Raw genomic sequence first — 11,293 nt, 5'->3', positions numbered from 1 at the left:
CGCCGGTCGCGGTGGCCTCGATCACCACCCATCCGGCGGGCGTGTCGAGCACCCGCACGGCCCTCCCTGTGGTCCCGCGCGTGGTGGTCACGCCTCAGACCACGCTCGGCCGGTCCGGGTCGGTGACGTCGGCACCGGCCGTGTCGAGGCGCTCGAACAAGGAGTCGGCGCCGTCGCGGGCGACCGCCGACATCTCGGCGGTGGTGATGGGCACCGCCTGTAGTCGCGTGAGCAGCGGCCCGGTTCCGTCCGGCCCGCCGGTCTCGTCGACCACCTGCAGTCGGGGCCACAGGAACGGCGGCGCCAGGACCAGGTGCTCGCAGCGCCGACCGGAATCAACGATCCCCACCGCGTTCGGGATCACCGCACCCGGTGCCACGTGGATGGATCCTGAGGCCACGGCCAGCGCGCACGCGTCCAGGACGTCGGCCATGGCCCGGTGGCCGGTGCGACCCACGGTGACGAACTCACTGCGGATCTGTCGCCCCTCGGGCGTGGTGACGTTGGTGGGCAACTCGCGGGCACCGACGGTGGCGTAGGTGGTGAACCCGGGGGCGGGGACGTTGTCGACGACGACGACGTCGCAGTGCCACTGAGTGGTCTGGCCCTCCTCGTCGGCCTCCGTCTCGTGCGGGTAGTGCAGGACGCGAACCGACTCTGCCTCGCCGAAGAGGCCCTCAAGCCCGGAGAGATTCGCCTTGTCAGGGACCGGCGCTGTGCTTTCGCCGATCACGCCAGCTCACGCAACCGCGGCTCGAGATCGGTCTTGAACAGGTCGAGGAAGCGCTTCTGATCATGGCCGGGCGCGTGGAACACCAGGTGGTTCAGGCCCGCGTCGACGTAGTGCTCGACCTGCGCCACGGCGTCGTCTGGGTCCGAGGCCACGATCCACCGCTTGGCCACCTGCTCGATCGGCAGCTCGTCGGCCAGGCGTTCCATCTCCCGCGGTGAGTCCACCGAGTGCTTCTGCTCGGGGGTCAACGACAGCGGCGCCCAGAAACGGCAGTTCTCCAGCGCCGCGGCCGGGTCGGGATCGTAGCTGATCTTGATCTCGATCATCCTGTCGATCCGGGAGGAGTCGCGATCATTGATCCCCGCGCCCTCCTCCACGGCCGGCAGCAGCTTGTCGGTATACAGCTCCATGCCCTTGCCGGAAGTGCAGATGAAGCCGTCGCCGACGCGTCCGGCGTACTTCGCCACCACCGGGCCGCCGGCGGCGATGTAGACCGGGACGCCCTCGGCGGGAACGTCGTAGAGGAACGCGTCCTTGGTGGTGTAGTACTCACCCTCGAACGACGTGGTCTCGCCGGTCCACAGCTCGCGCATGAGGCGGACCGATTCGCGCAGGCGGGCGAACCGCTCCTTGAACTCGGGCCACTCGCCCTGATGGCCCGTGGCGATCTCGTTGAGCGCCTCACCGGTGCCCACGCCCAGGAACACGCGGCCCGGGTAGAGGCACGCCATGGTGGCGAAGGCCTGCGCGAGCACCGCCGGGTTGTAGCGGAATGTGGGCGTGAGCACGGAGGTGCCCAGTTGCAGTCGCTCGGTGCGCTCCCCCACGGCCGTCATCCACGCGAGGGAGAACGGGGCGTGCCCGCCGTCGTGACGCCACGGCTGGAAATGGTCCGAGACCGTCGCCGAGTCCATCCCTGACTGCTCCGCCAGGACCGCGTACTCGACCAGGTCGCGCGGGCCGAACTGCTCGGCCGAGGCCTTGTACCCGAGCTTCAGGGCGGAGGTGGGGGGCATCGACGACTCCTCAGAGGTTGTGTGAGCGTGAGGTCACCGACGCTGTGGTCGGGGCACTACAGCCGAGTATGCCAGCGGTAGCGCCCGGGAGTTCCGGGCGTGACGCCGAGAGGGCCTCGCCCCGGCGTCCACGAAAAATGCTGATAAAAAGCTGAGGTCGCTTGCGAGGTTCACCAGTTGGGAGCCTACTCAGGCTCGCCTGCGGGCAAGCCGGTACACCTGACAGCGCCGATAAGGATTTGCCAATCCAATTGGATTGTGAAGAAATATGTGCAATCCTCTTACGGGGCCATCGAGGCCCGACGTCGATCAGCGTTCGAATGCGTACGGGGCCGACACACCACATCAGATTCGGGCCCGACTGGCGGCCCCCACGGAAAGGCGCGTCACGTGAACGCCAACCACCCCCTCCCCCCTGACGCCCAGCTCAGACAGCAGGAGCGCAGCCGCAAGCGCAAGGCGATTCTCGCCGGCGGCGTGGTCCTCGGCCTCGGTGCCGCCGCGACCCTGGCCGCGTGGTCCGATGATGTGTTCTCCTTCGGCGAGTTCGGTACCGGCTCCTTCGAGCTCCAGGGCAACGTCTACGGCGACGCCGCTGCGGGCTATGAGAATTACGACGAGGCGAACGGTGGCGCCTTGTCGTTCGTGATCGCCCCGATGAACATGGCTCCCGGCGACACCGTCTACGCGCCGATCTCCATCGCCACGGCGCTGACGACGTCGACCTCTGCTGACGTGACCCTGGCCGGTGCGACCAGCACGGGGGATCAGACCCTGTTCAACGCCCTCCGGTACGAGGTCCGGACGATCGCTGCCGGGGGTGTCTGCGACGCGACGGTCTTCGGCGCCGGCACTCCGTGGCATGCACAGTCGGCTCTCGGCGTCGGGGAGTCCGCTGCCTTCACGGTAGGAGCCGAGCAGGCGGACCCGCGGCACCTGTGCTTCGCGGTGACCCTCCCGGATACCGAGGCCAACGGCGCCGACGAGATGCAGGCGCTCACGACCGGCCCAGTCGTCTGGCAGTTCACCGGCGAGTCTGTCCCGGCCACCTGATCCGTCTCTGATCGCGGGGGGCGTTGCGGTGAGTCCCGCCACGCCCTCCGCTCTCCCATGTAGTGAAAGGACGACGGGTGTCCGATTCCCCCTCTCCCGCCTCGACAACCGATCGCCGTCGCCGCGTTCGCGCGCTGCTCGCAGGCGGCCTCGTGCTCGGTCTCGGCGCTGCGGGCACGCTCGCGGCATGGACGGATTCCGAGTTCGCACGCGGCGTCTTCACCTCGGGGCAGTTCAACATCCAAGGCAACGAGAGCACTTCCACCCCCCCGGCCAACGGCACGTGGACTGACCACTACACGGCCGCGGGCGCCGCGCAGCTACAGTTCTCCACCGGTTTCAACAGCCTCTCGCCCGGTTCCACCGTGTACGCGCCCTTCTCGCTCCGGATAGACCCCACCCGGGCGAGCTACGGCGCAACAGTGCACATCAGATCAACCGCCAGTACGGGTGACACCACCAACCTGATGCCCAAGCTCAGCTGGAAAGCGCGAACCGGAATCGCGCCCGCGACCTGCGCGGCTGGGACCTTCACCGGTGGAACCCCACTGGTGCCGTCACCGGACGGGGCGGGAGTGCCCATGAACTACACCGCGCCGGCGACTCCTCCGTCTTTCACCCTCAGCAACGCCGGAGCCCCCTCCACGACCCCGGTCTCGGTGTGCTTTGCCGTGACCATGCAGCCACAACCGGCGAATGTGGCCCCCAACGATCCTTCGTGGACGTTCACGACCCCGGTTACCACGACCTGGGAATTCTCGGCGGAATCGACCCCATAGCAGTCCCAGCCGCCACGATCCCAGACGTCATGAAAGAAGGAGGTGAGACCGATGTCTGCCCCACTAGCACGCACCCGCATCGGACTCGCCGCCCTCGCGACGGCGGCGGCTGCAGGCGCAGCGTTAGCAATCACTCCAGCCGGTGGGACGATGGCGAGCTTCGTCGACCGCGAGTTCTCCCGAGGCGTTTTCACCTCCACCAACTGGAACGTCCAGGGCAATGTCACCGCCGATGCGAACTCGGGTTGGACCGACCACTTCACCGAGAGCACCGCGGCGACTTTTCAGCCGGCGGTCGGTGACGTGATCCCGGGCTCGACCCGGTCCTATTCCCGATTCGGCCTCCGCGTCGCGCCGGGATCGACCGTCGGCGGGACCGTCACCATGTCTGCTGGCGTTCAGGTCGCGCCCAGTACCCAAGCAGGCCTGTTCCGGATGCGCATCGTGCGGACAGCCTCTACGACCTGCGCCCTGAGTTCCTTCGCCTCTGGGGCCACCTTCGTCGTGGGCTCAGCCGGAGACCTGGCCGGCAACTTCGGAACCATGCTCTCCGCACCGAATTCAGCGGGACAGTTCACGCTGCCGGCCACTGGCACGCCGACATACCTCTGCTACGAATTCAGTCTTCCCAGCACACCCCCGAGCGGTCTCACCAATGGTGCGGTCGCAACCGTCCGCTGGACCTTCAACGCGACATCGGCGGCCATATGACACTCGGTACGACTCACCCACAGCAGCCGGATCAGGCGACCCACCACATGAGGCCCCGGGGGTCGGCGGTCTCCCGCCTCTCTGACGCCCTCCTCTCGGTGTTGTCATTCGCTGGCATCCTCTGCATCATTGCTGTGATCTGCGCGTTCGCCTTCAACATCTCGCTGATCATGTTCAAGACCGGTTCGATGAGCCCGACCATCCCGACGGGTTCGCTCGCCGTCGTCCAGGAGAAGCCCGCTGCAGACGTCCGCGTCGGGGATGTGACCACTATCGACCGTCCCGGCCAGCTTCCGGTCACCCACCGGGTGACGGCCGTAGAACCCGCGGCCACGGGTATGTACGTGATCCGAATGAAGGGTGACGCCAACGACACCGAAGATCCGCAGGCCTACGAAGTCAGTTCCGTCCGCAAGGTGCTGTGGTCGACACCCGGCCTGGGCTACTTCGTGGCCAAGGCCCAGAACCCCACTGTCATGGCGGGGACGACGCTTGCCATGGCCCTGCTGGTGACATGGGCTTTCTGGCCCAGGAAACGGAATGTCTCGTGAGCAGCCGACGACCCCTGACGACCCGACTGGCGATGGCCTCGACGGTTGTCCTCGGGGTGCTCGGTCTGACGGTGGGCGCCACGATGACCGCCCAGTTCACCGAGGCCTCCTGGACCGATCGTGAGATCGGCCAGGCGTCCGCACAGGCCCGCTGGATGGAGGGCTTCACCCGGGTCACCGATCCAGGATGGAAGATGCGTGGGGATCGGGATGCGGGCCTCCCGAACTCGATCGGAATGAGCAGCCCTCAACAGCCCGTCACCCGCAACTTCACGTTGTCCTATCCCACCGGATCCCCTCTCGCCACTGGTGCCGATGACAACCGCAGCAGCTTCGGCAGTCCGACCTCTTCCGAAATCGTCCCTTCGAGGAACACGGGCGACGATCTCTGGATGGGAAGGTTTCCTTCAGGGCCATTCCAGGGAGAAACTCAACCCGCCCATGCTTCACACTGCATGTCATTTCCGACGCCAGCGAGTATGACCGCCACCACAACCACGTGTTCTGCAGGGTCCAACCCTGCCCCCCGGCTCGTCGCTCATCAGAACACCGTCGGATACACGTACTCGATCGTTGCCTCCGGAGCAGGCACCAAGACCGCGCGGGTAAATGTGAGCGGGTTCGGCTCCATCGCTCAGTGTTTTCCCGACGGCACGTCCTCTGCCACCATCACTGAGAACAACAGCGTTCTGGAGCTCGCAAACCACACCGGGAGTCTCAACTATTCCTACAACCGCGAACAGAGCATCAAGTCGTTCATCCCCAACAGTGACGACTCGGCAGTGCGGTACGACGGCACAACCAACCAATGGGCGCGCTACAACGTCAATAACAACTTCTGGGGCACAGCCCCAGACGCCTCTTTCGTTCTCCTGGCCAATATCCGCAAGAACACTTTCCTGACCGATTACTACGCACTAGCCGAAATGGACATGGTCATTCAGGTCTACAGCGCCGGTGGCGGCAGCAGCGACAACGCCACGTTCATCGACCAGATCAATCTCCCGATCACTCGATCCGAATGCGGCTTCAGCAACGGCACCTCCCCTATGCCCATGCGCGCCGGAACCTGGCGGGGGGACCCGCACCAGCTCGGGTGGCCAGAGAAGTGGCAGACCGTCGTTCCGAACGCCAATGGACGACTTCAGACAGTAACCCACGATTCCACCGGCACATCTCCGGCCGACGCCACCGTCGGCGTGTCCTCTCGAATGGCTCTTCAGGCCGAGTCCGAGACCACCACTCTTCCGACCGGGACCACGGTGACGTCGCCCATCGACCGCGCCACAGGCACCGACACCTCCACCGCGGCACCGCCGGACCCGTCCGGCGAGAACACGAACACGACCGCCGGAACGACCTCCGCCACACCGACCGCCACCGCCACCCCGCCAGCGACGACGTCGAACACCACGACGAGCACCTCCCACGCGACCGCCATCCCCACCGAGCCCGGAACCCTGTCCGCGACCGCCCAGACGCAGACCGTGGGAACAGTCGAGGCCGACGGAACGGAACTCGACGTCGTCGTCAAGGGCGCCACAGTCCCCTCCGACGCCCCCACCGCCCTCCCCGCGCTGGACACCTGGATCAACGAGGGCACCCGCCCGAGCGGCGTGTGGAGGACCCTCGCGTCGAGTGATCCGGACTCCGACGGGTGGCGATGGGCCGCCGTCAACCGGGAGACCGGCACGGTGGTGTACGTCCGTTGACGCGCCCCTCGACCGTGGCAGTCGGTGAGATTCGCCACGCACCGGACGTAGATGTAACGATTCGGCTACTGACGGCCATAACCTGGATGAATCGGCGGTCATCGCGGGTCGACCCGCACCGGAGCCCCTCTCCCGGTCCGACCGCCGGGTGATGGCTTTCGGAGGAGCTATGCGGATTCGACACGCGGCCACCGCGCTGGTCGCCCTCGGTTCCGCCTCCGCCTGTGCACTGGGCGCGACGCTCGTCCTCCAGGACCGCGGGGAGGACGCCCGCGAGCAGGCCCTGCGCAGTTCATCCTGGTCCGTGCAGGCCTCCACCGACTTCGGCACCACCTGGACCGCGCCCATCTCCAGCTACGGGGGGCACTTCCCCGTCCGGGTGGACACCGCGGCGCTGCGCACCCGGTCCGCGTACCAGCCCCTGACCCTCCGGACGAGCGTCGACTCCCGCGCGGATGCCCACGTGGTGATCGACAGGGGCGCGCTGGTGGAGGGAGACCCCACGACTGCCGCCGAGGTCAGGATCCGGGCCGTCACCACGAGTGGAGGCGCCTGCGCCGCGCCCACGTTCGCCAGTGGCGCCCCCAGCATCCTGGTCGGCGACGCGGGCCAGCCCAAACCCGTGGACGCCGCCACCGCCGGCCAACCGATCGTGCTTCCCGCCGCCACCCGCACCACCGCGGGACCGCCCGTCACCGTGTGCCTCGAGCTGAGCATGGACTCGGCGTCCCCGGCCCCCGACTCGGTACTCATGCTCGCCTGGCCCATCGAGATCACCCGCGCAGACGCCGGAACCTGACGCTCGCGACATCAGACCTCACGAGACGTCCCTGGCCGCCTCACGTCGACGAGCCGCGGCCCGGTACACCCGCTCATGCGTGGCCATCACCGTCCTGGGATCGGCGCCCACGACGCGCGGCGGCGCCGACCGGGGTTCGTCGATCGCGGTGTGCACCGCCCACGTCAGACTGCCGGGATCCCGGGGATCGTACACCTCACCCGAGTGCTCGTCCGGATCGCAGCGGTCGAACCACTGCTCGCGCAGGAACCCCACGGCCGGGAGCACCGGCGCCACCCCCAGGTCCCGGCACATCTCCAACCAGGTGGAGTGGGTGGCGAAGCGGTACGGCAGCACGCACACGTCCAGGGCGGCGAACTCGGCGAGCAACGGCCCGAGGTCCCGGGCCTCGTAACGGGTCAGCCGCACCGACTCCCACCCGCCCTCCGCCGCGAGTTCGGCGACCAGGTGGTGCCCGCCGCTCTCGCGGTCCTCGCCGCACGCGTCGCGCCAGGCCTGGGACTCCACGACGATCCGCAGGTGCGCACCGCGTCGGCCGGCCGCCACCGGCGCCAGCAGGTCCAGGAGCTCCGGGCCCTCGATGTTCTCGCCCATCCGTTCCAACAACACCCCCACCACGATGTCCCCGGGAGCCCGGAGATGGCGGGACGCGCGGATGGCAGCGGAGATCTCCGCCTCGTCGAGCAGCCTGGGATGCGGCACCACCATGGCGTCCACGCCCCACCGCACCCACAGTTCCCGCGCCGCGACCTCGGTGAGCGTCAGCACCTGGGTCGCGGCCCCGACGAGCATGCCGGTGTGACTGCGGTGTGGCTGCGCGTCCTCGTGGGAGGGGTAGACGATGTCGTGCACGGTCAACACCATCGGCACGCCGGCCCGTGACAGGCGTTCGATCACGTCCCGGGCGCTCTCCGGATTGAGGTAGTCGTAGCCGAAGTGGACGTGGGCCACGTCCACGTGGTCCAGGTCCTGATCGGGGGGTGGAGCGGGGTCCCTCGCGTACGTACCGGGGTGCGATTCACCGTTCACCACGCCCGGCCGCATCGGCACGATCTCGATCTGCTCCGAGCACCCCAGCCCGGTGATGCGCCGCACGGCGGGGTGCGCGGCGGGCAGCACCGCCACCCTCGTCCGGGACGCGCCGCCATGTGACCGCATGAAACTTAGTTTAGACCCCTACGCAAGTCGTCGATGAGGTCTCCGGCGAATTCCAGGCCCACCGAGAGGCGGACGACGTTGTCCGCGATGCCCACGGCGGCGCGCGCCTCGGGCTCCATCGACGCGTGGGTGGTGGTCGCGGGATGGGTGACCAGGGTCTTGGCGTCGCCCAGATTGTTGGAGATGTCGATGATCCTCAGCGCGTTGAGCAGCGAGAAGCACCGTCCCTTGCCCCGGTCCGCCTCGTCGTCGTCGAACTTCAGGCCGAACGTCACCACCGACCCCCCGCCCGACATCTGCTGCCTCGCCAGGTCGTACTGGGGGTGCGAGGGCAGCATCGAGTACCGGACCCAGTCCACCGCGTCGTGTGACTCGAGGAACCGCGCCACCTCGAGCGCGTTGGCGGACATCCGCTCGACCCGCAGGCCCATGGTCTCCAGGCCCTTGAGCAACACCCAGGCGTTGAAGGCGCTCATACCGAACCCTGCGTGACGCATCAGGTTCTGCACGGGTCCGGCGATGTACTCCTCCGGGCCCAACACGGCACCGCCCAGGACCCGGCCCTGACCGTCGATGTGCTTGGTGGCGGAGTAGACCACGATGTCCGCGCCCAGCTCGAGTGGCTTCTGGTGCAGGACGGTGGCGAAGACGTTGTCCACCACCACCTGCGCGCCGGCCTCGTGCGCCAGGTCGCACACCGCCCGCACGTCCACCAGTTCCTGCATGGGGTTGGAGGGGGTCTCGAAGAACACGGCGTCGGTCGGCTGGCTGAGTGCCTCGCGCCACTGGTCCAGGTCGGCGCCGTCAACGAACACCGTCTCCACGCCCCACCGGGGCAGGATCTCCGCGCAGATGACGTAGCAGGAGCCGAACAACGCTCGCGAGGCCACGAGCCGCGAACCGTTGCCGAGCAGCGCGGCCAGCGAGACGAACACCGCCGACATGCCGGAGCTGGTGGCGAAGCACGCCTCGGCGCCCTCGATCTGTCGTAGCCGCTCCTGGAACATCGCCACGGTGGGGTTGCCGTAGCGGGAGTAGACGAACCGCTGGATGTCGCCGTTGAACGACGCCTCGGCCGCCTCGGCGGACTCGTAGACGTAGCCGGAGTTGAGGAACATCGGCTCGGTGGTCTCCTCGAAACCGGTGCGCATCTGCCCGGCCCGCACGCCCAGCGTGTCGGGGTGGAGTCCGTCGGGGAGCTCGTTGTTTCTCATCCGCTGCTTTCCTGTGTGTTGTCGGTGTTGCGGGTGGCGGGTCGGTACTCGCGGCCGGTCAGGCGGATCAGGACTGTCGCCAGGGCAGGCCCGCGACCTTCCACCCGTTGACCGAACCGCGGTGGCCCTGCTCGTCCGGATCTCCCTCGAACCCCTCGGCGACGTTGTAGGCGGGACCCAGTCCGGCGGCGGTGGCGGCGCTCGCCGCGGCGGCCGACCGGTGCCCGCTGCGGCACAGGAACAACACCGGCGTGTCGGAGTCCACCCCCGCCTGCGCGAGCTGTTCCAGGAAGCGGTGATTGGGCTCCCCCGCCGAGGTCATCCACTCGATTCCCACCACGCGCCTGCCCAGCTCGGACAGGTCCGCGCCCCCGACCCACTGCCACTCGGCGCTCGTGCGCACGTCCACCAGGACGGCGGAGGGGTCGGTGGCGAGCAGATCCCACGCCTGGTGCGGCGCGAGGTCCCCGGCGTAATCGCTCATGGGCCCTGATTATGCTCCCCCCGCCACCAGTCCGCCCGGTCGAGGTCCGCCGGACGCGCCCCCGTGCCATGATCGGGCCATGGCACCGACCCCCTCCGCCGCCCCCATCAGAGTGGCCGTCGTCGGATCCGGACCGGCGGGCGTCTACTCCTGCGAGGCCCTGCTGGCGTGGGCCGACCAGCACGGCAGGGACATCGTCGTGGACTGCCTGGACAAACTGCCCGTACCGTACGGTCTGCTGCGCCACGGTGTCGCACCGGACCACCCCCGGATCAAGGGCATCGCCCGCACGCTGGAGGCGATCGTCACCGATCCGCGGATCCGATTCCTCGGCAACGTGGAGTTCGGCCGGGACCTGACGGTGGACGACGTGCCCCGGCTCTACCACGCGGTCATCCTGGCCACCGGCGCCCTGGCCGACCGCGAACTCGGCATCCCCGGGGAGCACCTCGAGGGCTCCTACGGCGCCGCGCAGTTCGTCACCTGGTACGACGGCCACCCCGACGCGGACCGCACGTGGGCCCTGACCGCCGAGCGCGCCGCGGTGGTGGGTGTGGGCAACGTCGCGCTCGACATCGCGCGGATGTTGGTGCGCACCCCCGAGCAGCTCGAGGCCACCGACATTCCCGCCCACGTCCGCGAGGGCTTCGGCACCAGCGCCACCCGGGTCGTCACCGTGACCGGTCGGCGCGGCCCGGCCTACGCCAAGTTCACCCCGTTGGAGCTGCGGGAGATGGACAAGGTGGAGGGTGTGACGATCGTCGTGGATCCGGCCGACCTGGAGTACGACGACGACGCCCGCGAGCACCTGGAACACGATCGCCGGGCCGGCCAGGTCTGCGATCAGCTGGCCAAGTGGGCGGCCGCGCAGGTGGAGGCGGGACACGAGTCCCCCGACGCGGCGGAGCAGGCCGCTCTCGCCGCCGGCGGGCGCGTGGTGCGGTTCCGCTTCCACCGCAGTCCCGTCGAGGTCCTCGGCCGCGACGGCCGCGTCACGGGCCTGCGACTGGAGCGCACCGAGCCGGACGGGATCCGGGTGCGCGGCACCGGCGACTACGAGGAACTCGAGGTCGATGCGGTGTA

At 68.5% G+C, this 11,293-nt stretch carries 12 protein-coding genes; 7 read left to right on the top strand and 5 right to left on the bottom strand.

Annotation, left to right across the window (positions count from 1 at the left end):
- Positions 1-94 precede the first annotated feature (94 nt).
- Positions 95-733, bottom strand: coding sequence for a suppressor of fused domain protein (locus G6026_RS01665; RefSeq protein ID WP_107757418.1), 639 nt, complete (start codon positions 731-733; stop codon positions 95-97).
- The gene (fgd, locus tag G6026_RS01660; protein WP_182612057.1) at positions 730-1,749 is read right to left on the bottom strand and encodes a glucose-6-phosphate dehydrogenase (coenzyme-F420); all 1,020 of its coding nucleotides are present in this window, start codon (positions 1,747-1,749) and stop codon (positions 730-732) included. The genes G6026_RS01665 and fgd overlap by 4 nt, the downstream gene beginning before the upstream one ends.
- Before the next feature lie 390 nt (positions 1,750-2,139).
- Here fgd and G6026_RS01655 point away from each other — a divergent pair, with 390 nt between their 5' ends.
- The 6 genes from G6026_RS01655 (at position 2,140) to G6026_RS01630 (ending at position 7,354) form a co-directional block, all read left to right on the top strand.
- Entirely contained in the window at positions 2,140-2,802 is a 663-nt protein-coding gene (locus tag G6026_RS01655) for a SipW-dependent-type signal peptide-containing protein (protein ID WP_159078015.1), read from the top strand.
- A gap of 77 nt (positions 2,803-2,879) precedes the next feature.
- Entirely contained in the window at positions 2,880-3,581 is a 702-nt protein-coding gene (locus G6026_RS01650; RefSeq protein WP_159078016.1) for a SipW-dependent-type signal peptide-containing protein, read from the top strand.
- A 51-nt stretch (positions 3,582-3,632) separates the two neighbouring features.
- Positions 3,633-4,292, top strand: coding sequence for a hypothetical protein (locus tag G6026_RS01645; RefSeq protein ID WP_182612056.1), 660 nt, complete (start codon positions 3,633-3,635; stop codon positions 4,290-4,292).
- 98 nt (positions 4,293-4,390) lie between these two features.
- Positions 4,391-4,843: a signal peptidase I gene (locus G6026_RS01640; protein ID WP_309230259.1), complete on the top strand. Its 453-nt coding sequence runs from the start codon at positions 4,391-4,393 to the stop codon at positions 4,841-4,843.
- A gap of 83 nt (positions 4,844-4,926) precedes the next feature.
- Positions 4,927-6,555, top strand: a complete 1,629-nt coding sequence (locus G6026_RS01635) for a hypothetical protein (RefSeq protein ID WP_182612055.1) — start codon at positions 4,927-4,929, stop codon at positions 6,553-6,555.
- 169 nt (positions 6,556-6,724) lie between these two features.
- The gene (locus G6026_RS01630; protein ID WP_107757424.1) at positions 6,725-7,354 is read left to right on the top strand and encodes a hypothetical protein; all 630 of its coding nucleotides are present in this window, start codon (positions 6,725-6,727) and stop codon (positions 7,352-7,354) included.
- Between the two features lie 18 nt (positions 7,355-7,372).
- Here G6026_RS01630 and G6026_RS01625 read toward each other — a convergent pair whose 3' ends face one another.
- From G6026_RS01625 to G6026_RS01615, 3 genes are all read right to left on the bottom strand, one after another.
- Positions 7,373-8,512 (bottom strand): hypothetical protein, encoded by a 1,140-nt coding sequence (locus G6026_RS01625; protein WP_194305770.1) that lies wholly within the window; start codon positions 8,510-8,512, stop codon positions 7,373-7,375.
- A gap of 5 nt (positions 8,513-8,517) precedes the next feature.
- Entirely contained in the window at positions 8,518-9,726 is a 1,209-nt protein-coding gene (locus G6026_RS01620; RefSeq protein WP_107757426.1) for an O-succinylhomoserine sulfhydrylase, read from the bottom strand.
- A gap of 67 nt (positions 9,727-9,793) precedes the next feature.
- Positions 9,794-10,210: a rhodanese-like domain-containing protein gene (locus tag G6026_RS01615; RefSeq protein WP_107757427.1), complete on the bottom strand. Its 417-nt coding sequence runs from the start codon at positions 10,208-10,210 to the stop codon at positions 9,794-9,796.
- Positions 10,211-10,289: 79 nt separating this feature from the next.
- Between G6026_RS01615 and G6026_RS01610 the strand changes: the two genes are divergently transcribed.
- A partial coding sequence (locus G6026_RS01610) for an FAD-dependent oxidoreductase (RefSeq protein WP_182612054.1) occupies positions 10,290-11,293 on the top strand: 1,004 nt, incomplete at its 3' end.

Origin of the sequence: Dietzia sp. DQ11-38-2, assembly GCF_014145055.1 — a bacterium.
Classification (GTDB): domain Bacteria; phylum Actinomycetota; class Actinomycetes; order Mycobacteriales; family Mycobacteriaceae; genus Dietzia.
Note: the sequence above shows the minus strand (reverse complement) of the source record. Positions and strands in the feature narration are given on the sequence as shown.

Bases quoted from the DNA above. Each gene is read 5' to 3' on its own strand.
- fgd (WP_182612057.1), bottom strand. From the start codon at position 1,749: ATGCCCCCCACCTCCGCCCTGAAGCTCGGGTACAAGGCCTCGGCCGAG.
- G6026_RS01645 (WP_182612056.1), top strand. From the start codon at position 3,633: ATGTCTGCCCCACTAGCACGCACCCGCATCGGACTCGCCGCCCTCGCG.
- G6026_RS01635 (WP_182612055.1), top strand. From the start codon at position 4,927: ATGACCGCCCAGTTCACCGAGGCCTCCTGGACCGATCGTGAGATCGGC.
- G6026_RS01630 (WP_107757424.1), top strand. From the start codon at position 6,725: ATGCGGATTCGACACGCGGCCACCGCGCTGGTCGCCCTCGGTTCCGCC.
- G6026_RS01625 (WP_194305770.1), bottom strand. From the start codon at position 8,512: ATGCGGTCACATGGCGGCGCGTCCCGGACGAGGGTGGCGGTGCTGCCC.
- G6026_RS01620 (WP_107757426.1), bottom strand. From the start codon at position 9,726: ATGAGAAACAACGAGCTCCCCGACGGACTCCACCCCGACACGCTGGGC.
- G6026_RS01615 (WP_107757427.1), bottom strand. From the start codon at position 10,210: ATGAGCGATTACGCCGGGGACCTCGCGCCGCACCAGGCGTGGGATCTG.